This is a genomic window from Fischerella major NIES-592 (assembly GCF_001904645.1).
In the GTDB taxonomy this organism is placed as follows: Bacteria; Cyanobacteriota; Cyanobacteriia; order Cyanobacteriales; family Nostocaceae; genus Fischerella; species Fischerella thermalis.
In genome coordinates this window covers 337,391-357,871 of record NZ_MRCA01000003.1, presented here as the reverse complement: position 1 = coordinate 357,871, position 20,481 = coordinate 337,391, and the positions used below count along the sequence as shown (strand labels likewise).

Sequence of the window (20,481 nt, the reverse complement as noted above, 5' to 3'; positions counted from 1 at the left end):
TAGGCCGTATTTCACGCCCAGATCCTAAACCGATCCCATTCCACATCGAGATTCAGATCCCTTCGGTCACTGCTTGTTCTACCTTAAAGAAGCTTCTGTGTTGTCTGGTTTCTTTCCGCTTCTTGTCGCTGCTCTGGATGGGGCAATGTGAAATAAAAGGTACTGCCTTTGTTCAGTTCGCTTTCTACCCAGATGCGCCCGCCATGTTGTTGCACAATCTGGCGACAGATGGCTAGTCCCAGTCCGGTTCCTCCCTTTTGGCGAGAGTCGGAAGCATCGACCTGCTGAAAACGACCAAAGATGGTTTGTAACTTATCTGCCGGGATGCCACGTCCCTGATCGGCGACCGAAAACTGGATGATGGACTCGGAGGCGATCGCCTCTGCGGTGACAGCGATCGCTGTTTGGGGAGGAGAGAACTTGATCGCATTGTTGACCAGGTTTACCAGAACCTGCACCAGCCAATCGGGATCAGCCCAGACCTGGAGATCATCAGGTACAGTTGCCTCCAGGCGAATTTGATGGGCAGTAGCGAGGGCTTCAACGCTGGAAAAGGCTTGCTGCACTAGGGATGTCACCGGACACCACTGAAATTTCAGGTCTACCTGTCCCGATTCCAGACGGTTGAGTGCCAGAATGTCATTGACCAGCCTCACCAACCGCTCAATGTTGTTATTGGCAATGCTTACCATCTCCCTGGCAGTTTGGGGATCGTCATCTAAAATGCCTTCGGCAACCAATCCCAAAGCCCCGCGAATCGAAGACAGGGGAGTGCGAATTTCGTGGCTAATGATAGAGATAAATTCTCGCTTGAGTCGCTCCAGTTCGCGCTGCCGGGTGACATCTCGCAGCACAATTAATCCCCCGGTTACCGTTGTGCTGCCGTTGTGCAGGGGCGAGTAACGGGCTTCAATCATTCGCAATTGCCCAGTTTGGGGATGGGAGTGGGAAAAATCGAACGCCGTGACGGTATCCGCCATACCCAGATGCAGGTGCTGGAGGGTAGAGTCTGGAACAAGGGAACGGAAGAGATCCATCCCACACTGCCCAATGGCGCGATCGCGGGGAATGCCGGTCAGGGCTTCCATCGCCGGATTCCACACGGTACAGGTTCCCTGCTCATCAACAGCAGCAATGCCGTCTATACTGCCGTTGATGAGCTGAAGCGATCGATTGCGTTCCTGGCGTAGCGCATCCCGTAATTGTACCTGAGTCGTAATATCTCGTCCTTCAGCAATTAACCACATCACCTGCTTTGATTGAGCCGAATGGACAGGTTTCACGGAGACATCAAAGGTATGGGGCTGCCCAGTCGGGCTATTGAAGGTGACTTCGGTGTGGAAGAAGTGCCCCGCCGCTGCCTGACTGACCGCTGTTTTGGCAATTTCAGTTAATTCCGAACTTTGCTGCCAGAGGGGGAATTCCCAGAAAGGTTTGCCCAGCACGTCTTCCCGTGTCACTTGAGCAAAGGCGAGGGGTGCTTGATTAACTTCGATCAATAGGCCTGGGGGAGTTAACAGTCCGGCAAATTCGTAGAGTTCATCAAACACAGACTGAAACTTGTGTTCGCTGCGACGGAGATTGGTTTCAGCCTGCTGTCGCTTTCCGGCTTCTCGTCGCAGTAGGGCATAGATAGTCGCCAGGGACACCAGACTCAAGCTATAGGCGATCGCCAGAATATGGTTTGTTATGCCCGTCAGGCGGGCAGTGGCGGCGGTGCGCTGTTGTAACAATTGTTGCTCGGTGGCAGCCATCTGGTTGAGCAGGGCAAAGATTTGTTGCTGGAGGCGATAGTGCTGCGCACTGCTCAGAGAGCGATCAGGTGTTTGAATCACAGAGGAGGGCTGCGCTTCAGATTGATTCTCCGTTGGAGATGGCTCAACCTGAGACTGATGGAGCGCCTGATACTGCTGCCAGAGGATGTTGATTTTTTGCAGGCGAGTTTGCTGGGTGGGATTGTCTGCTGTCAACTGCTGGAGTTGCGCCAGGGCTTGCTGTGTCTGTTGCACACTGGTTTGATAGTCTTGCAAAAAGAGCTTAGAGTCAGGCTCGACGTCCTGACCCAGCCAATAGCCTCGCCGTGCTTTCGCCGTGCCATTCAGGTTAGTTTTTGCCCGCTCCAAGGTCAGCAATATATCGTAAGTGTGTTGCACTCGTTCTTGGGTGGTTTGCCACTCGCGGGTATTGAGGAAGGCTACAACACCAGTACTACCCAAAAGCAAAATCGCCACGAGCAATCCCGCATTCACCAATCGTTTCTGAAGATGAAACCGATCCTCAGACAAGACGCTACTCCTGCAATGGGTGGATTTTTCTTTTACACTTTAGCACGGTGATTCATCCTGGAGATGTGATAATTTTGTATGCTCGCCTGGATGCCTTCAGTGAGTTAGATTCTGGAAAAGGAGGAACTTCAGCAGTTCAGCCGCCTCAAGAGGCGATCGCCCCTCATGAAGAGCAGATGCGTCTGGAAAGCGAGCAGCAGAATTCGATGCAGACGGGTAGATAACTGACTCACATTGATTCTCTTTGCTTCAGCCCACCTTTAGGCGGGTACCTCCTCCAGAGCACTTATACGTCCCAGGCGTTGTAAAATTCGCTGAATTAAATCAGCTTCGGTGATCGGCTTGAGGACGTAATCATCGGCTCCGACTGACAGGGCTTCATGCAACGTATCGGCATCGGCATGGGCAGACAAAAACAGGATGGGCAGGGCGTACCAATGGGCATCGCAGCGGACGACTCGGCACAGGTCAATGCCGCTATATTCGGGCATAGACACATCTAGCAGCAGCAGATCGGGGCGGGTTGTTTGCAGCACCGACCAGAACTGGCTGGGATCGCTCAGCCCGGTGACTTGAAACCCCCAGGATTGCAGTTGTGTCTGCAATCGTGTCAGCAGGTCGGGATCGTCATCTACAATCAGCAGCTTGGCGGTGATGGGATCAAAGCGGTGCAGCAGGCGATTGACAACTCGCCATATATCGCTGGGAGATGCAAATTTTTGCAAGTAGGCATCGGCTCCCAGACGGGCAACAGTAATGCGATCGCGTAGCGTCTTTGAAGGAGAATTGCTCAACCCATTTTGCTGGGTCAAAATCAGGACGGGTGTAGATCCCAGGCGTTTAATTTGTGTCAGGAAAGTGAGTCCCGTGTTCTGGGCATCCGGGAAGTCCAGATCGAGAATAATGGCATCGGGGCTATGGGTCAAAAGCTGCTGACGGGCGCTGGTGAGGTCGGTAGCAGTGTCCAGGTGATATCCCCAACTGGGTGCTTCGGTTTGGAGGGATTGCAACAGGGTGGGATCAGGGGCGATCGCCAAAATTCGGTGGGTCAGCGGCGGTTGGGATGCTGTTGAGCTTGCAGGAGCATTGGCAAAGGGAGATTGAGTAGTAGCTTGCCGGAGTTGCTGTAGCAGGGTGGTTAATTGAGGGGCGATCGCAGATTGAGGCGCAGCAAATCCTTGCTCAATATGTCGCGCCAGTGTCGCTGCCTCTGGTTGCCCGTAAGCACTGAGGGAACCGATCAACCGATGAGCAGTGGACTGAGCCTGCTGCTGTTGCGCTGGGGTCAGCGTTTGGTTGGCTAAGTTGCTGCTTGCTTCTTCCAGCAGGCTTAACTGCTCCTGGAGTCGTCCTTGAAACTCCTGCCACATCTGCCCAATGGCGGCGATCGCCTCCTGCTGTCCAGCGTCAAGGGGTTCCTGAGAGTGCGTATCCGGTTGCCAGGCTCGTAAGCGATAGCCCAGTCCATATAGCGTTTCGATCGGGTCGTTAGGCAGCCCGGCGGCTTCCAGCTTGCGGCGTAGTCCCCGAATTTGGGTAGTGACGGCTTCTTCCCCTGGGCATTCATCAGTCGACCAGGCGTGATCGAGCAATGCTTTGCGATCAAAAATCCGGTGGGGATAGCGCAAAAAGAGTTCTAGTAACCGGTACTCTTTAGGGGTTAGCTTAATCGGATTGCCCTGATAGGTGACTTTGCAACCTTGGGGATCAACCTGCAACGCTCCCCAACTCAGGGTTTCAGTAATAGGGGTCTGTCCCCGCCGCAGCAAGGCCCGAATTCGCGCCAGCAATTCTGCGGAGTCGTAAGGCTTGGTGAGATAGTCATCTGCCCCCGCTTCTAACCCAGCCACGCGATCGCCCACCGCATCCTTCGCTGTCAATAGCAAAATCGGGATAGTTTGCTGCTGTTGCCGAATCCTGCGACACAGGGAAATACCGTCTGCATCAGGCAACATCACATCCAGCACAATTAAATCGTAGGGAACCGTTTGGAGCAGTGCTAGTGCCGTCTGAGCATCCGGCGCAATGTCTAGCGTCAATTGCTGAGTGGTAAGTACAGCCCTCAGAGCAGAAGTTGTTTCGCGATCGTCATCGATAATCAACAGTTTCATCGTTCTGCCCCCATCCTACTACCCGTTATCTCCATTTTCCTACGATCAAACTAAGCGACGATTTACTTTCCCTCCTTTCCCAAGCCCTTCTCCCTTTTGAGGACAAGGTGAGCCGGATTGAATTCCCTCTCCCGCTTTGGGAGAGAGATTTAGGGTGAGGGCGACAAACGTGGGATGCTCCCTTAACTTCCTCTCCAAGTATAATAATTGGCGAGGCAAATCTAGCCAGTCCTCAGAAAGTCCTCAGATTTTTTCCTTACTTTTAATCTTGAATCTTCAGTGCAGAACTCCAGAGAATCCCCGTTCTCTGTTTCCTGTTTCAGCACCAAGGCAGATTCAACATTTGCAGTTTATAGTAACAGTTTGTAGTAGTGACTTCAGTCATGACAGGCTAAAGCCTGCACCACGAACTCAGATAACTTGTTGGAGACAGTTCATTAGATCGCATAAACAATAACATCGCAAGTATCGACATAACAGGAGGTAAATTCCTATGGCACTCGTTCGTTGGGAACCGTTTCGGGAAATTGATACACTGCAACGGCAGATGAATCGCCTATTTGACGAGCTAATGCCGACCGTCCGCGAAACTGCAAATGGCATAACCTTTGTTCCCGCAGCCGAAATGGAGGAAACCCCCGATGCGATTCACCTCAAGCTAGAAGTCCCAGGTATGGATGCGAAAGATCTGGACGTCCAAGTATCGGCAGACTCTGTTTCGATTATGGGTGAACGGAAATCGGAAACTAAAACAGAAGAAAAAGGAATGACTCGCACGGAATTTCGTTACGGCAAGTTTCAGCGTGTGATTCCATTGCCTGCGCGGGTACAGAACACCAACGTTCAGGCTGAGTACAAGGATGGCATTCTGAAACTCACCTTGCCCAAGTCTGAAGAAGAAAAGAACAAGGTTGTGAAAGTGAACTTGGGTTAATCTAAAGCAGTCAATCCTGAGTGATTCATCCATTGACTGCACAAGGGGGATCGGAAAGAGGGACTTTTCCCATCTGGAAGACCGATCCCCTTTAATGTGAATTAAGTTCTACACTATTTTTATATAGTGGTTCTCTAGGCATCAATTTACAGGATCTACTGCTTGCTTGGTGAAAAGAAATTGCAGCTAAAACTGCACCTACAAATTATAGTCCACTAGAGTTTAGCTATCCTCAGCTCATAATCGCAGCCTTAGGCACCCCAAAAAGGCTGCAATCAGGCTCTTCAGGCTCCGTTGATCGCGCCATAAACCGTTTTAGGACAATTTGGAATAGTGGAGGAAACAAACGATGGCAAAAGTCGTTGGCATCGATTTAGGAACAACAAACTCCTGCGTGGCAGTCATGGAAGCAGGACAACCCGTTGTCATTGCTAATGCTGAGGGCAGTCGAACCACGCCATCGGTTGTAGCATTCACCAAAACGGGCGACAAGCTCGTTGGACAAATTGCCCGACGGCAGGCAGTGATGAACCCCGACAATACTTTTTACTCAGTTAAACGATTCATTGGACGCAAGTATGATGAAGTCACCGAGGAAGCCAAACAAGTTTCCTACAAGGTATTACGAGACAGTAATGGCAATGTCAAACTTGACTGCCCAATTTTGAAAAAGCAATTCGCACCAGAAGAAATCTCGGCTGAAGTGCTGCGTAAACTGGTCAATGATGCTAGCAAGTATTTGGGTGAACCTGTCACCCAAGCCGTGATTACCGTCCCAGCGTACTTCAACGACTCGCAACGACAAGCCACCAAAGATGCCGGACGGATTGCAGGCATTGAAGTGTTACGCATTATCAACGAGCCAACAGCGGCAGCACTGGCCTATGGTTTGGATAAGAAGAGTAATGAAACGATTCTGGTGTTTGACCTGGGGGGCGGTACGTTTGATGTCTCCATTTTGGAAGTGGGCGATGGCGTGTTCGAGGTCAAATCCACCAGTGGTGATACCCACTTGGGTGGAGATGACTTTGATAAAAAGATCGTGGATTGGCTTGCCACTGAATTTCAGCGCAATGAGGGCGTTGATTTACGCAAAGACAAGCAGGCTTTGCAACGGCTGACAGAGGCAGCAGAAAAAGCCAAGATTGAACTGTCAGGAGCGACTCAAACGCAGATTAATTTACCATTCATCACAGCTACCCAGGACGGACCGAAGCACCTGGATGTGACCTTGACCAGAGGTCAGTTTGAGCAATTGTGCAGTGACCTGCTTGATCGCTGCCGCAAACCCGTTGATCAAGCATTACGTGATGCCAAACTCACTGCTAGCAACATTGATGAAGTTGTGCTGGTGGGTGGTTCGACTCGCATTCCAGCAGTGCAGCAATTAGTGCGGCAAATGACCGGAAAAGAACCCTGTCAGGGCGTGAACCCCGACGAGGTTGTTGCTGTAGGTGCGGCCATCCAAGCGGGGGTATTGGCAGGTGATGTCAAAGACGTGTTGCTATTGGATGTCACACCATTGTCTTTAGGGGTAGAAACCCTGGGTGGCGTGATGACCAAAATTATCCCTCGCAACACCACCATTCCAGTCAAAAAGTCGGAGGTGTTTTCAACTGCTGCCGATGGACAAACCAATGTGGAAATCCATGTTCTGCAAGGCGAACGGGAAATGGCATCCGACAACAAGAGCCTGGGAACCTTCCGACTCGACGGTATTCCTCCTGCACCGCGTGGCATCCCGCAAATTGAAGTCACCTTTGACATTGATGCGAACGGTATTCTCTCTGTCTCTGCCAAAGACAAAGCCACTGGCAAGCAGCAGTCGATCACGATTACAGGTGCCTCTACGCTCGATAAATCAGAAGTCGAGAAAATGGTGAAAGAAGCCGAACGCAACGCCGAAGCCGATCGCCGCCGCCGCGAACAAATCGATAGCAAAAACAATGCCGATTCCGTTGCCTATCAAGCCGAGAAGCAACTCAAAGACTTGGGCGATAAAGTCTCCGCCGCAGACAAAACTCGTATGGAAGGCATGATTCAAGACTTGCGAACCGCAATTGAACAAGAAAACTACGATCGCATGAAATCCCTCACCAATGACATTCAGCAGGCGCTGATGCAAGTTGGCAGCGCGGTCTATTCTCAGCAGACAGGTGGCAGCACTACCAACGGCGGTGAAGATGTTATCGACGCTGACTTTATAGACCAAAAGTGATGGATGAGATTTGCCGTCAGGTTGGTAGTAAGTGCTGAAGCGCTGACTACAAGCCAAACATTCCCAACCACCAATTTGAAGACATTGAATTAAGGAGCAGCAACCATGACTTCAGCCTTTGCCAAAACCCCAGAAAAGTGCGTTTCCGCCACCTTCAAAGATGAGAAAAAGCTACAGGATGCTGTCCAACGCCTGCTCGATCGCGGTGTGCCCAAAGAGCGGATTTCCATCATTGGACGTAACTTCCAATCGGAAGCCCGCATTACTGGGTTTTTGACTAAAAAAGACGTGATCTTGGATGGTTTGGCCAGCGGTGCGCTCTATGGTTCCCTCTTTGGATCTGTCCTGAGCCTGCTGACGGGGGTAGGTGTGCTGTTTATTCCCTTTTTGGGAGCAGTGGTGGCAGCCGGACCGCTGGCAGCGGCTCTGCTAGGGGCAACTAGCGGTGCGTTGTATGGAGCGCTGGGTGCGGGGCTTGGTTCGGTGCTGATGTCATTAGGAATGCCTCAAGAAAAGGCTGCTATTTATCAAACACGGGTGCAAGCGGGTGAATTTTTGCTGGTTGTGGAAGTTCCCGAAGAAAAATCGGGTGAAACCTTTTTGCTCCTACAAAGTGCCGGGGGTGAGGAAGTTGCCACTACAGATATGCAAATTCCCCATGAACCCGAAGGTAAATTGACAGGCAGTGACCAACTCTCACCTGAAATGAAGGCAGATTTGTCGGAAGAAGCGCAACAAGCCTTTGTGGAAACCTATAATCAGTCCCTCAACGAATCTCCAGAGAAAGCCAATGCGCTGATGAAAGCCTGGGAGCGCATCAAGCAATTGTTTGATCGCGATGACAAGGGCATCTTTTCAAAACGCAAAGCCAATTAAGGCTTGGTATTGACTCTCACTGCCCGATACACCACTAGTTTTTCTGCCGTGGAGTTGCCGATGGCTACAACCGATTTCAAAGACTATTACGAAATCCTGGGAGTGAGTAAAACCGCCACACCAGAAGAAATCAAAAAGGCCTACCGGAAACTGGCGCGCAAATATCATCCAGATCTAAATCCAGGTGATCAAGAGGCAGAAGCTCGCTTCAAAGAGATCAACGAAGCCCACGAAGTGCTGTCTGACCCAGAAAAGCGCCAGAAATACGACCAGTTTGGGCAATATTGGAAGCAAGCCGCTGCGGGTACACCCCCGCCGGGTGGAGCTGGCTTTGAAGGAATGGATTTTGGACAGTACAGCAGTTTTGATGACTTTATTAACGAACTGCTGGGACGCTTCGGGCGTGGCGGTGGTGCTGGGCGACGGGTATATACCTATCGGACAACAACGGGGCCAGAGGGATTCCGAGAATACGTGGACTTTGGGGACGATCCCTTCAGCCGTTTTGTGGAAATGCCTGCCCAAGATACAGAAGCGGCGATCGCCCTCACTCTTTCCGAAGCCTTTCACGGCACCCAAAAACGGTTGCAAATCGGGGATGAAACAATTACTGTTCGCATTCCAGCCGGGGCAAAATCCGGCAGCCGGATTCGGGTAAAGGGCAAAGGGCAGATCAGCCCCTTTAGCCAGCAGCGGGGAGATTTATATCTTACTATCGAGTTACTGCCTCATTCTTTCTACAGATTTGAAGGAAATAATTTAATTTGTGAAATCCCGATTAGTCCGGCAGAAGCTGTACTTGGTGCCCAAATAAAAGTTCCAACGCCGGACGGAAAGGTAACGATGAGCATCCCCCCTGGCGTGGATTCTGGACAAACCTTGAGGTTACGCGGTAAAGGCTGGCGCGATCCCAAAGGCAACCGGACGGATTTGCTAGTGCGGCTGAAAATTGTCACCCCGAAAGAACTGAGTGTGCAGGAAAGAGAATGCTATGAAAAGTTGCAGCAGGTCAGCAGTTTTGATCCTCGAGGTGCGATCGCGGAGGTGCATCTATGACCACTAGCATGGGACTTTCACGGGTGGTTTGGTCTAATGGGGGCGATCGCCTCTACAGCTTTGAGCAAGCCGCTTACTTTACCCAAACCTTTGATTTCAGGAATTTGAACCAAACGACCAGAAATTGAGCATTGCAACTTAATGACTCGCAGAATCGTTATCTAATGAATCCGACTTGATCGCACGATATTGACTCAGTATTAGCAACCCAGTCGCAACTTAGAAGATATTTCTAATCTGAACTGCTTTTGATCGCTTAATTCAAACCTGTGATCACGCGAGGCATTATGACCAAAATATTCTCTCCAACCGAGCCAGCCTCAGATACATCAGCAGACCAGTCAGCATCCGAGCAGGCAAATTCTGTCGCTTTACCAAAGGCAAAACTTACCCATCGATCGCTGCCTTGGTGGTTAGGGATTGCGGGAATAACCCTTGTGATAGCTGCTATTCCGGCTTGGTACTTTGGGTTTCATTCTTCCAGCCCTTCAACTGTGTTGGAAGTAAGCGGTCGAATTGAAGGCTATGAAACGGATATTGGTACTAAAGTACCTGGACGGGTCATGATTGTAACGGTGCGCGAGGGCGATCGCGTCCGAATAGGACAGGTGCTTGCTAAACTCGATGACTCAGAAATTCAGGCACAGCTCCAGGCAGCAGAAGCGCGACTAGCAGCCGCTCAACAGCAGGTCAACCAAGCACAAGGGCAGATCAATGTCATTCAAAGCCAGATTGAAGAAGCCCAGCTTAATCTGGAACAGGCACAAGAAGATACCCAAGGCCGAATCACGCAGGCGCGATCGGCACTTGCTGCTGCCCAAGCACAGTGGCAGCAAGCTCAAGCACAACAGGAACAAGCCGAGTCTGCGTTAAACCTGGCGCAGATCGAACGCGATCGCGCGATGAAATTGCACCAGGAAGGAGTCTACAGCCAGCAACAACTTGACCAGGCACAAACGGCATTAGAAACAGCTCAAGCCACCTTGCGGGCACAGCAAGCTGCCGTGGAGACGGCTCGACGACAAGTCAATGCAGCTAAGGGGGATCTCACATCGGTACAAACGACTCGCCTCAATCCTAATATTCGCCAAACCCGCCTGCAAGGATTGCAAGAGCAATTGACGATCGCGCGATCGCAATGGGCGGCTGCCCAAGCTACCGTCCGGCAAGTTGCCGCCGAACGTCAGCGGATTTTAGCGCAGGTCAATGATCTGACGATTACCAGCCCCATTGATGGGATTGTCACAGCACGGAGTGTGGAACCGGGTACCGTAGTTAGTAGTGGGAAAACTCTGTTAACCGTGATTAACCCAAACACAGTTTACTTGCGTGGATTTATTCCAGAAGGCGAGATTGGACGGATACGTGTCGGTCAAGCAGCTAGGGTTTATTTAGATTCGGCTCCTGAGCAACCGCTTGCTGCTCATGTGGCTGCGATCGACACAGAAGCCTCCTTTACCCCTGAAAACATCTATTTCCGCAATGATCGAGTTGAACAAGTGTTTGGAGTCAAAATCAGCATTGCGACTCCCGATGGTTTAGCCAAACCGGGAATGCCTGCCGATGCTGAAATCCAATTAAACTAGGAGCAAAACTCATGCGATTGGCGAGTGCGATGCATTCGGCTGAACGGCTTCGAGGTGCAACCATTGAACCCGTAATCCAAGTTCAAGGGTTATCTAAGCGGTACGGTCATGTTACTGCTGTTAATGGCATCAGTTTTGAGGTACAGCCTGGAGAGATTTTTGGGTTGATTGGCCCCGATGGCGCAGGTAAAACTACAACCTTTCACATCCTGGCAGGCGTGATGCAAGCCACAGAGGGAACAGTGCAAATTTTGGGGCGATCGCCCCGTCAGATGCGGCTCAGAACTGGATATCTGACCCAACAGTTTTCCCTTTACCTCGATTTGAGTATTGATGAAAATCTCCGCTATATGGCAGGGTTACGCAATGTTAACCCCGATCACTTTGCCCAACGACGGGTCAAGTATTTGCGGTTGATGGAGCTAGAACGCTTTAGCGATCGCCTCGCAGGACAACTATCGGGCGGCATGAAGCAAAAGCTAGCATTATGCTGCGCCTTGATTGCTCAACCTGATGTGTTATTGCTGGATGAACCGACAACCGGAGTTGACCCCGTATCGCGGCGTGAGTTTTGGGATGTGCTGGCGGCCTTGTCTCAGGAAGGGGTAACAATGGTGGTGGCAACGCCCTATCTGGATGAAGCAGAACGCTGCCATCGGGTAGCTCTCATGTATGACGGACAAATTCAAAAGATGGGGACACCCGCCGAGTTGCGATCGGGGTTAGGATTAGCCCGCTTGGAAGTGCGAGCGACAGACCTAAAAGCCTGCGAAACAATCCTATGGAATGCTGTCAGGCAGGGAGAACAAACGATTGAGGACGTGCAAACCTTTGGCGATCGCCTGGATGTGCTAGTTCCCAAAGCTGAATCCAACGCGGAAGCGATCGTGGCTCAAGTTTCTCACTTATTGACCAAGGCCCAGCAATCGGCAGAAATCCAGGTGAGTGAACCGACGCTGGAAAATGTGTTTGTGACACGGCTGCGGCAGCAAGGATCAGACCCGCCGTTTATTCCTTTTCCACGTCCGTCTCAGCCTCATCGTTCTGCATCTTTATTTCAACCAGAGGCACCCATTGCCATTGGAGTGACCAACCTCCACAAAATCTTCGGCACGTTTCATGCGGTCAATGGTGTTAATTTACAAGTTCGCTATGGCGAAATCTATGGTTTGTTAGGGGCAAACGGAGCAGGAAAAACTACCACCATTAAAATGTTGTGTGGCTTGCTTGCACCCACTCAGGGAACGGTCACTCTGGCTGGGCAAACAGGACAATTGCGTCGCCAGGAACTGCGGCAGCGATTGGGATACATGAGCCAAAAATTTACGCTGTACAATGACCTCACCATTCAAGAGAATCTAGAATTCTACTGTGGGGTCTATGGGGTGCCACGTTCATTGCAGCGCGATCGCATTCAATGGGTGTTAGAAATCTGTGGGCTGTTGGGGCGAGAAACCCTATTAACCAAAAAATTACCAGGGGGCTGGAAACAGCGGGTTGCCTTTGGTGCATCCGTGCTGCACGAACCCGAAATTCTGTTTTTGGATGAACCGACATCGGGAGTCGATCCACTGGCACGACGACAGTTTTGGCGTTTTATCGAAGCTTTTGCCAGGGCAGGAACGGCTGTGCTAGTCACCACGCACTACCTGGAAGAAGCGGAACACTGCCATCGCATCGGGTTTATGGTGGCAGGAGAAATGGTCGCGCAGGGGTCACCAAGCCAAATTAAGGCGGAGCAACCAGGGCAACTGATCGAACTGCAAGTTTCAGATGCTCAGAGGGCTGCCGATGGATTAAAGCAGGTGCTGGAACCGTGGCGAGTGTCGTTATTTGGCGATTGCCTGCATGTTGTATTCAACGATGCTGATTTCGATCTGGCAAAGGTGCTGTCTTGGCTACAATCCATAAACATCACCGTGTTGTCTTGGCGAACGATTCCATTCTCTCTCGAAGATGCCTTTATTAGCATTGTGCAGCGGGCAAAGAAGAAAAGAGGATAACAGCCATGAGACGCGTCTGGAATCAATGTGTAAAAGAACTAGTGCAATTTCGACGCGATCGCCTCACGGTGGCGCTGGCATTTTTCTTGCCGCTCATTACCCTATTAATTTACGGGTTTGCTATTCGGCTGGAAATCAAAAACATTCCGCTGACTGTGCGCGATCTGGACAATACCCCTCAGAGTCGCAGCTACATTGAGCGAATTTTTGCCACCAACCAATTTGTTGCGGTTCCTTGGGCAACGGTTGAACCTCTTTGTGCCCCTTTTCTAAGGGATTCAGGACACCCAAATCGTCTCGACCCCGTTGATCGCGGCAGTGCCAGAGCAGCAGTCATTATTCCACCTGGGTTTGCCAATGATGTGAAAGCAGGGCGAACAGGACAGCTTCAGGTAATTATTGATGGAACGGATGTGGCGAATGCACGGGTCATCAAAAATAGCCTGCTGGCAACCAATCGATTTTTCCTGGAAACGCAGGGCTTATTACCTCAACAAACAGGAATTGTACCTCATACGCGCCTCTGGTTTAATCCTGGACGGCGAGAGTCACTGTACATTGTGCCAGGAGCCTTTGCCATTGTCCTGGCAATTTATCCACCTCTGTTGGCGGCGATCGCAATGTCGCGGGAACAGGAACAAGGCAACATTCTTCAGGTTTATGCGTCCAGTCTCACGGCAACTGAACTACTGCTGGGCAAGAGCCTTGCCTACTTGCTTGTAGGCATCGCAGAAGCGGTCTTCATCATGACCATAGGGGCAATAATTTGGGGACTTCGGTTCGCGGGCGATCCTACCCCGTTACTAGTCGGTACACCAATTTTTATTTTCTCCAGCATTCAGCTTGGCATTTTGATTGGCACCCGAACCCAAACACAAAGTGCCGCTGTTCAAGGAGTCGCAACAGTGAAATTCATGACGGCACTACTGCTGTCTGGATTCATCTTTCCGCTCAGCAATATTCCTTTCCCCCTTTCCCTCATTTCTTATGTTGTGCCTGCTCGTTACTACCTGGAGCTGGTGCGTGATGCCTTTGTCCGTGGCACAGGTTGGGCAGGCATCTGGTTTGTGCCTGTAGTATTGTTGCTACTAGCTGGGGTGGAATTTGCAATCACCTGGTGGGGCATTCGTCAAATGCAACTGTCTGACTAATCCATTCTATCAATCCATCAAAGAATGGAGGACTATGAAACATCCAGTTTTTCAGGTACAACAGTTTTTTCGCTTTTTTAATGTTCGACTAATTGCCTTGATTCGCAAGGAAATCGCCCAAATTCGACGAAATAAGCAGCTCATTTTTCTACTCACCGTTTCGCCGATTTTACAACTCCTGATTTTTGGCTTTGCAGTCAGTCCCGAAGTTAACCATCTTCAGCTCGGAGTTTTAGACTATGCTCATGTGCCCGAAAGCCGGGAATTAATTGCTGCCTTTACCGCAAATCAGGTGTTTGAAATTCACACGCAAGCGGGCGATCACACTACTTTGATCGAGCAAGTTCGTCAAGGCGAAATTGATGTTGGAATTATAATTCCTCCTGACTTTAACACAACCCTCAGACGCAACCAATCTGCTGATGTTCAGGTCTTTATTGATGGAGTCAATGCCTACACCGCTGGGGTTGCCAATGGCTATGTGTCACAAATTATTAGCAATTATAACCGTCGGATTGCCCCTGTTCCAATTGCCCTTACCATCGAGCCACACGTCATCTTTCGCTACAATCCTGGATTGGAAAGCAGCTGGTTTTTCGTTCCAGGAGTCATGGGAACAGTATTAACCCTCGTAAGTTCCTTAGCATCAGCGGTGGAAGCAGTCCGAGAAAAGGACGAAGGGACTCTGGAGCAAGTGTTGATGACTCCTGCAAATGCCCTAGAAATCTTGCTGGCAAAGGTGATTCCTCTATTTGCATTGTTGTTGGCAGATGTGTTGCTAGCATTGGCGATCGCCCGTTACATTTTTCACGTACCCTTCCGGGGTAGTATATTGCTGTTTATGTTGCTTTCCAGCATCTATATCTTAATTGGCGTCAGCATTGGAATGCTCTTAGCGACAATTTCCAGCAATAAACGACAAACAATTCTCACTTCATTTTTTATTAACTCGCCATTAGTCATGCTTTCGGGCGCATTGTCTGCTACTGAAAGTATGCCTGCATTTTTTCGGACTCTCAGCCACATCAACCCGCTCTATCACTACATCCAAATAGTGCGCGGAATTTTATTACGTGGGGTAGGCTTGGAAGTGTTATGGAGTAATGCTCTGGTCTTAATGTTTTTTGCAGCGGTCTTACTCACAACCAGCAGTTGGCAATTCCGCCGTCAATTAGTTTAAGGCTATTTTTGTGTAACGATGATAAACGATTCAGCAGATATCCTCATTATTGGTGCAAGCATTGCTGGGCAAGCAGACTACTCCCTCATTTTTTCTACAGATTTGAAGAGAATAATTTAGTTTGAGAAATCCCAATTCGCCTGGAAGCGGCAAAGGCTGGTGTGATCCCAAAGGCAACCAGACGGATTTGTTGGTGCGGCTGAAAGTTGTCATCCCGAAAGAACTGAGTGTGCAGGAAAGAGAATGCTATGAAAAATTGCAGCAGGTCAGCAGTTTTAATCCTCGAGGTGCGATCGCGGAGGTGCATCTATGACCACTAGCATGGGACTTTCACGAGTGGTTTGGTCTAATGGGGGCGATCGCCTCTACAGCTTTGAGCAAGCCGCTTACTTTACCCAAACCTCAGTGTCACTCATTGAGCAGTTTGTCACCCTGGGTCTAGTTGAACCTACAGGCATGATGCTGCGCCGCCAGGATCTCGTCCGCGTGGTGCAGATTCAGCGCTTGCGCCGCGATTTGGGACTGAATTTAGTAGGGGCTGCGATGGTGCTGGATATGGCAGCGGAGATTGCCCAACTCAAGGCACAACTGCGTGCTTATCAAACAGAGTTGAGAACCAGGAATTAACGTGCTGACTTGAAACAACAGGATACTGACATCAATCAAGGAAGTGAACCATGCAACTCAATCGCAACATTGTTCAACAAGTATTGGAAATCGCTGCTGAACAGGGTGAAGCAGGCTTTGAAGAAAAAGATATTGCCCATTTATTCGGAGATGAATATGACCTGGTGTTTCACCTGGATTATCTGCATGAAAAGGGATTTATTACCGGAGAATTTACTCCAGGAGCCTACGCCGCCTTTGCGATTTTACCTGAACCAATTCACTTCATTCGCGGCAAAATCACAGCGGAGGGTCAGCAATATTTGCAGGGATTGCAACAATCAAGCGAGGTTGCTATGGAAAGCTAGGAAATAATGCTTGTAGGGATGATGCTATCGCCGTTTGGAGGATTCAAACATGCAACCGACTAACCCCAACCAATTTACTGAAAAAGCTTGGGAAGCGATTGTCCGCACTCCAGAAATCGCCAAACAATTTCAACATCAGCAAATTGAAAGTGAACATTTAATGCGGAGTCTTCTGGAACAGGAAGGACTAGCTAGTTCTATTTTTAACAAAGCAGGAGTGAATGTGCAGATCCTGCGCGATCGCACCCATGACTTCATCAACCGTCAGCCCAAAGTATCGGGTGGCAGTAGCAGTTCTGTATACTTGGGGCGCAGTTTAGATACTTTACTTGATCGGGCTGAGCAATACCGAAAAAACTTTGGCGATGAATATATTTCCATTGAGCATTTAGTGCTGGCGTTTGCCAAGGACGATCGCTTTGGTAAAACGTTATTTCAAGAATTGGGACTAAACGAACAGAAACTCCGCACCACGATTGAACAAATTCGAGGCAGTCAAAAAGTGACCGATCAAAATCCGGAAGGCAAGTATGAATCCCTGGAAAAATATGGACGGGATTTAACCAAATTGGCACGGGAAGGAAAACTCGATCCGGTGATTGGACGGGATGATGAAATTCGTCGCACGATTCAAATCCTGTCTCGCCGCACCAAGAATAATCCTGTGCTGATTGGTGAACCGGGTGTGGGTAAAACAGCGATTGTGGAAGGACTCGCCCAACGCATTGTCAGTGGCGATGTACCGGAATCGTTGCGCGATCGCACATTAATTGCTCTGGATATGGGCGCTTTAATTGCCGGAGCGAAGTACCGAGGAGAGTTTGAAGAACGACTGAAAGCCGTACTGAAGGAAGTACAAGAAGCTCAGGGACACATCATTCTGTTTATCGACGAAATTCACACTGTAGTGGGAGCTGGAGCCACCCAGGGGGCAATGGATGCGGGGAATTTGCTCAAGCCTCTACTGGCGCGGGGGGAACTGCGCTGCATTGGTGCTACTACCTTGGATGAATATCGTAAATACATTGAAAAAGATGCAGCCTTAGAGCGTCGTTTCCAGCAAGTCTATGTCGATCAACCCAGTATTGCAGACACCATTTCCATTCTGCGGGGACTGAAAGAGCGCTATGAATTACACCACGGTGTGAAAATTTCTGATAACGCCCTGGTAGCAGCAGCTGTATTGTCTACTCGCTATATTAGCGATCGCTTTTTGCCCGATAAAGCGATTGATTTGGTCGATGAAGCGGCTGCCAAGCTAAAGATGGAAATTACCTCGAAGCCAGAGGAACTGGACGAAATTGATCGCAAAATTTTACAGTTAGAAATGGAGCGTTTGTCCTTGCAAAAGGAAACCGATAGTGCTTCTAAGGAGCGCTTGGAACGATTGGAAAAAGAACTATCAGATCTCAAGGAACAACAATCTGCGCTGAACGCCCAATGGCAAGCAGAAAAACAAATCATCGATCAAATTCAAAAACTCAAAGAAGAAATCGATCGCGTTAATATTGAAATTCAACAGGCGGAACGAGATTACGATCTCAACCGAGCCGCAGAATTAAAATATGGTAAGCTCACCGATTTACAGCGACAGCTAGAAACTGCCGAAGCCCGTTTAGCAGAAACTCAAACTAGCGGCAAATCTATGCTGCGGGAAGAAGTCACTGAAGCGGATATTGCCGAAATTATTTCCAAATGGACGGGCATTCCGGTGAGTAAATTGGTGGAATCCGAAATGCAAAAACTCCTACATTTAGAAGAGGAATTACACAAGCGCGTGGTTGGGCAAGATGAAGCCGTCACAGCGGTTGCGGATGCCATTCAGCGTTCCCGTGCTGGGCTTGCCGATCCCAATCGCCCGATTGCTAGCTTTATCTTCTTGGGTCCAACTGGGGTGGGTAAAACAGAGTTGGCTAAGGCTCTAGCAGCCTATTTGTTTGATACAGAAGAGGCGATGGTACGGATCGATATGTCCGAGTATATGGAAAAACATACGGTTTCTCGGTTGATTGGTGCGCCTCCGGGCTATGTGGGGTATGACGAAGGTGGACAGCTAACCGAAGCGATTCGCCGTCGTCCCTACGCGGTGATTCTTTTTGATGAAATCGAAAAGGCGCATCCGGATGTGTTTAACGTCATGCTGCAAATTCTAGATGATGGTCGCCTGACCGATGCCCAAGGACGGACAGTTGATTTCAAAAATACAGTCATTATCATGACCAGCAATATCGGCTCGCAATACATTTTGGATGTGGCAGGTGATGATAGTAAATACGAAGAAATGCGCGATCGCGTTATGGAAGCAATGCGAGGGAATTTCCGTCCAGAATTTCTCAACCGGATTGACGAAATCATTATCTTCCACACTTTGCGACCTGAACAGTTGCGCGAAATTGTGAAACTGCAAGTTCAGCGATTAGAACAGCGACTGGTTGAACGCAAACTAGCGCTGAAACTTTCTGACGAAGCCCTCGATTGGTTGGCTCAGGTTGGCTACGATCCAGTGTATGGTGCACGTCCCCTAAAACGAGCCATTCAAAGAGAACTGGAAACACCCATTGCCAAGGCAATTTTACGCGGAGAATTCCACGAAGGCGACACCATTTACGTTGGTGTAGAAAATGAGCGACTAGTCTTTAAGCGTTTATCTTCTGAACTCGTTAGTACTTCCTAGCATACTCAAGCCGGTACAAACACAGGAGGAACCCGACCATGACAAACAACTTTGAATCATCCGCTCCCATCACAATTAGTCCAGAAACTGATGCTCTGGTTGAACAAGAAATGGCAGGGCAAAATGCAGACATCAAGCAAGAAACCAAGGCGCTGATCGAAGCCATCAAAAAACGCGCCCAGTCTGAAATTCATACCGCACAAGACCTGACTCGCGAAGCCTATCTAACGGCTGTGCGGCGTGCTAGAGAAACAATTGAAGAAACAAAATTGATTGATCCTGATCGCCTAGAACAATCAGTGCAACTAATCCAGCAAGAAGCTCAGAAAAATTGGCAGTCTATCAACGACGAAATTCAACGTTTGGGCGATCGCCTGACCGAAGCAGCCAAAGCCGCGTGGAATGCTCTAACCCAACCCAAGTCTTCTGATTCCTAGGTACGACTATGATTGCGGAAATTGGAAAAACACTAGTCTTTCTTGGTGCTGGCATCCTGTTGCTAGGAGGTTTGCTCTGGCTCAGTGGTGGAACATTGAAACACATCCCCCTTGGTCGTTTACCAGGAGATATTTTGGTGCAAAATGAGCATTTTACCTTCTACTTCCCCTTGACCACTGGCCTTCTCTTGAGCCTTGGCTTAAGTGCTTTCCTCTGGCTAGGAAAATTTATGACCAGTCGCTAATTTTTCGCACCTTCCTACGGCTATGAAATATCCAGACTCGCCGAACCAACGCTGGAAATTATGGTTTGAAAGAGACACCATCGTGCATAATCTGGAATTTTTCCAGAATTTTATTGTGGTATCTCTATGTATTGGTTTGTTTTGCGTCATGTTGATTCGGTTGGGTGAAATGTTTCTTTCCCTGTTGCAACCGATTAACTTTCAAGCCATCACGTCTGATATTTTGTTTGTTCTTATCCTGGTAGAAATCTTTCGCCTGTTAATTATCTACCTCCAAGAACAGCGGATTTCCATTGGAGCAGCCGTGGAAGTTTCCCTAGTGTCGGCATTGCGGGAAGTGATTTTACAGGGAGTAGTGGATATTCCTATTGATCGCCTATTAGGAGTCTGTGCTTTTTTAGTAGTTTTAGGTGGATTATTATATTTGCGAGTCTGGATGTTTCAGCGATTTGAGGCAATTGCAACTACAAGAAATGAACATCTCTCGCAACCAAGCACTCAAGATCTATCCGACAATCAGCACTTTCAATTGCGCCGTCGTCCGCCATCTATCGAGCAATATCCCTTTTAGTGAACCTAATTGAGATGATCTATCTTCCGGTTACACTGTTACTATTTTTACTTTTCTTACTTATTTTCCCCTTTATCTGGCTGGCGATCACTACAGACGTTGAAGTGGCTGTTGCCAAACTGGGCTTTTCTCCTGGTTTTGCCCTGTGCGGATTATTTGCCCTGTTGTTAACCTGATTAT

Annotated in this window: 20 protein-coding genes and 1 pseudogene; 18 read left to right on the top strand and 3 right to left on the bottom strand. The window is 49.3% G+C overall.

What is annotated here, in order from left to right:
• Positions 1 to 83: 83 nt before the first annotated feature.
• Positions 84 to 1,649: a PAS domain-containing sensor histidine kinase gene (locus NIES592_RS08885; RefSeq protein WP_256678100.1), complete on the bottom strand. Its 1,566-nt coding sequence runs from the start codon at positions 1,647 to 1,649 to the stop codon at positions 84 to 86.
• A 123-nt stretch (positions 1,650 to 1,772) separates the two neighbouring features.
• Positions 1,773 to 2,153: pseudogene (locus tag NIES592_RS25795) on the bottom strand (CHASE3 domain-containing protein); the annotation flags it as partial.
• A gap of 197 nt (positions 2,154 to 2,350) precedes the next feature.
• Between NIES592_RS25795 and NIES592_RS25040 the strand changes: the two are divergent.
• Complete coding sequence (locus tag NIES592_RS25040) at positions 2,351 to 2,509, top strand: hypothetical protein (RefSeq protein WP_218600596.1); 159 nt, start codon at positions 2,351 to 2,353, stop codon at positions 2,507 to 2,509.
• Positions 2,510 to 2,545: 36 nt separating this feature from the next.
• On the opposite strand, the gene NIES592_RS08880 is transcribed toward NIES592_RS25040, so the two are convergent.
• Positions 2,546 to 4,396: a response regulator gene (locus NIES592_RS08880; protein ID WP_073555528.1), complete on the bottom strand. Its 1,851-nt coding sequence runs from the start codon at positions 4,394 to 4,396 to the stop codon at positions 2,546 to 2,548.
• A 493-nt stretch (positions 4,397 to 4,889) separates the two neighbouring features.
• Here NIES592_RS08880 and NIES592_RS08875 point away from each other — a divergent pair, with 493 nt between their 5' ends.
• The 17 genes from NIES592_RS08875 (at position 4,890) to NIES592_RS25035 (ending at position 20,477) form a co-directional block, all read left to right on the top strand.
• Positions 4,890 to 5,330, top strand: a complete 441-nt coding sequence (locus NIES592_RS08875; RefSeq protein WP_073555527.1) for an Hsp20/alpha crystallin family protein — start codon at positions 4,890 to 4,892, stop codon at positions 5,328 to 5,330.
• 349 nt (positions 5,331 to 5,679) lie between these two features.
• Positions 5,680 to 7,548 (top strand): molecular chaperone DnaK, encoded by a 1,869-nt coding sequence (dnaK, locus tag NIES592_RS08870; protein WP_073555526.1) that lies wholly within the window; start codon positions 5,680 to 5,682, stop codon positions 7,546 to 7,548.
• A 105-nt stretch (positions 7,549 to 7,653) separates the two neighbouring features.
• A complete protein-coding gene (locus NIES592_RS08865; protein WP_016872100.1) occupies positions 7,654 to 8,424 on the top strand; it encodes a ChaB family protein in 771 nt (256 codons plus the stop codon).
• Positions 8,425 to 8,484: 60 nt separating this feature from the next.
• Complete coding sequence (locus NIES592_RS08860; protein ID WP_062245798.1) at positions 8,485 to 9,480, top strand: DnaJ C-terminal domain-containing protein; 996 nt, start codon at positions 8,485 to 8,487, stop codon at positions 9,478 to 9,480.
• Positions 9,477 to 9,608 carry a hypothetical protein gene (locus tag NIES592_RS25790; RefSeq protein WP_256678090.1) on the top strand — a complete coding sequence of 44 codons (132 nt, stop codon included), beginning with the start codon at positions 9,477 to 9,479 and terminating at the stop codon, positions 9,606 to 9,608. The genes NIES592_RS08860 and NIES592_RS25790 overlap by 4 nt, the downstream gene beginning before the upstream one ends.
• Before the next feature lie 159 nt (positions 9,609 to 9,767).
• On the top strand, positions 9,768 to 11,066 hold the full coding sequence (locus NIES592_RS08855) for an HlyD family secretion protein (RefSeq protein WP_073555525.1): 1,299 nt from the start codon (positions 9,768 to 9,770) through the stop codon (positions 11,064 to 11,066).
• Between the two features lie 11 nt (positions 11,067 to 11,077).
• Entirely contained in the window at positions 11,078 to 13,069 is a 1,992-nt protein-coding gene (locus tag NIES592_RS08850; protein WP_073555524.1) for an ATP-binding cassette domain-containing protein, read from the top strand.
• A 5-nt stretch (positions 13,070 to 13,074) separates the two neighbouring features.
• Complete coding sequence (locus NIES592_RS08845; RefSeq protein ID WP_073555523.1) at positions 13,075 to 14,220, top strand: ABC transporter permease; 1,146 nt, start codon at positions 13,075 to 13,077, stop codon at positions 14,218 to 14,220.
• A gap of 34 nt (positions 14,221 to 14,254) precedes the next feature.
• The gene (locus NIES592_RS08840) at positions 14,255 to 15,400 is read left to right on the top strand and encodes an ABC transporter permease (RefSeq protein WP_073555522.1); all 1,146 of its coding nucleotides are present in this window, start codon (positions 14,255 to 14,257) and stop codon (positions 15,398 to 15,400) included.
• A 121-nt stretch (positions 15,401 to 15,521) separates the two neighbouring features.
• A complete protein-coding gene (locus NIES592_RS24460; protein WP_016870265.1) occupies positions 15,522 to 15,713 on the top strand; it encodes a hypothetical protein in 192 nt (63 codons plus the stop codon).
• Entirely contained in the window at positions 15,710 to 16,027 is a 318-nt protein-coding gene (locus tag NIES592_RS08830) for a chaperone modulator CbpM (protein ID WP_073555520.1), read from the top strand. The genes NIES592_RS24460 and NIES592_RS08830 overlap by 4 nt, the downstream gene beginning before the upstream one ends.
• A 50-nt stretch (positions 16,028 to 16,077) precedes the next feature.
• The gene (locus NIES592_RS08825) at positions 16,078 to 16,374 is read left to right on the top strand and encodes a hypothetical protein (protein ID WP_062245809.1); all 297 of its coding nucleotides are present in this window, start codon (positions 16,078 to 16,080) and stop codon (positions 16,372 to 16,374) included.
• A 49-nt stretch (positions 16,375 to 16,423) separates the two neighbouring features.
• Positions 16,424 to 19,048: an ATP-dependent chaperone ClpB gene (gene clpB, locus NIES592_RS08820; protein ID WP_073555519.1), complete on the top strand. Its 2,625-nt coding sequence runs from the start codon at positions 16,424 to 16,426 to the stop codon at positions 19,046 to 19,048.
• Positions 19,049 to 19,086: 38 nt separating this feature from the next.
• On the top strand, positions 19,087 to 19,485 hold the full coding sequence (locus tag NIES592_RS08815) for a hypothetical protein (protein WP_073555518.1): 399 nt from the start codon (positions 19,087 to 19,089) through the stop codon (positions 19,483 to 19,485).
• An 8-nt stretch (positions 19,486 to 19,493) separates the two neighbouring features.
• Complete coding sequence (locus tag NIES592_RS08810) at positions 19,494 to 19,730, top strand: DUF2905 family protein (RefSeq protein WP_009756720.1); 237 nt, start codon at positions 19,494 to 19,496, stop codon at positions 19,728 to 19,730.
• A 22-nt stretch (positions 19,731 to 19,752) separates the two neighbouring features.
• Positions 19,753 to 20,301, top strand: coding sequence for a phosphate-starvation-inducible PsiE family protein (locus NIES592_RS08805; RefSeq protein ID WP_062245815.1), 549 nt, complete (start codon positions 19,753 to 19,755; stop codon positions 20,299 to 20,301).
• Positions 20,302 to 20,315: 14 nt separating this feature from the next.
• Positions 20,316 to 20,477: a hypothetical protein gene (locus NIES592_RS25035; RefSeq protein ID WP_178379508.1), complete on the top strand. Its 162-nt coding sequence runs from the start codon at positions 20,316 to 20,318 to the stop codon at positions 20,475 to 20,477.
• Positions 20,478 to 20,481 lie beyond the last annotated feature (4 nt).

Coding starts and splice junctions, on each gene's coding strand:
- NIES592_RS08880 (WP_073555528.1), bottom strand. CDS start 4,396: ATGAAACTGTTGATTATCGATGACGATCGCGAAACAACTTCTGCTCTG.
- NIES592_RS08875 (WP_073555527.1), top strand. CDS start 4,890: ATGGCACTCGTTCGTTGGGAACCGTTTCGGGAAATTGATACACTGCAA.
- dnaK (WP_073555526.1), top strand. CDS start 5,680: ATGGCAAAAGTCGTTGGCATCGATTTAGGAACAACAAACTCCTGCGTG.
- NIES592_RS08865 (WP_016872100.1), top strand. CDS start 7,654: ATGACTTCAGCCTTTGCCAAAACCCCAGAAAAGTGCGTTTCCGCCACC.
- NIES592_RS08860 (WP_062245798.1), top strand. CDS start 8,485: ATGGCTACAACCGATTTCAAAGACTATTACGAAATCCTGGGAGTGAGT.
- NIES592_RS25790 (WP_256678090.1), top strand. CDS start 9,477: ATGACCACTAGCATGGGACTTTCACGGGTGGTTTGGTCTAATGGGGGC.
- NIES592_RS08855 (WP_073555525.1), top strand. CDS start 9,768: ATGACCAAAATATTCTCTCCAACCGAGCCAGCCTCAGATACATCAGCA.
- NIES592_RS08850 (WP_073555524.1), top strand. CDS start 11,078: ATGCGATTGGCGAGTGCGATGCATTCGGCTGAACGGCTTCGAGGTGCA.
- NIES592_RS08845 (WP_073555523.1), top strand. CDS start 13,075: ATGAGACGCGTCTGGAATCAATGTGTAAAAGAACTAGTGCAATTTCGA.
- NIES592_RS08840 (WP_073555522.1), top strand. CDS start 14,255: ATGAAACATCCAGTTTTTCAGGTACAACAGTTTTTTCGCTTTTTTAAT.
- NIES592_RS08830 (WP_073555520.1), top strand. CDS start 15,710: ATGACCACTAGCATGGGACTTTCACGAGTGGTTTGGTCTAATGGGGGC.
- NIES592_RS08825 (WP_062245809.1), top strand. CDS start 16,078: ATGCAACTCAATCGCAACATTGTTCAACAAGTATTGGAAATCGCTGCT.
- clpB (WP_073555519.1), top strand. CDS start 16,424: ATGCAACCGACTAACCCCAACCAATTTACTGAAAAAGCTTGGGAAGCG.
- NIES592_RS08815 (WP_073555518.1), top strand. CDS start 19,087: ATGACAAACAACTTTGAATCATCCGCTCCCATCACAATTAGTCCAGAA.
- NIES592_RS08810 (WP_009756720.1), top strand. CDS start 19,494: ATGATTGCGGAAATTGGAAAAACACTAGTCTTTCTTGGTGCTGGCATC.
- NIES592_RS08805 (WP_062245815.1), top strand. CDS start 19,753: ATGAAATATCCAGACTCGCCGAACCAACGCTGGAAATTATGGTTTGAA.
- NIES592_RS25035 (WP_178379508.1), top strand. CDS start 20,316: ATGATCTATCTTCCGGTTACACTGTTACTATTTTTACTTTTCTTACTT.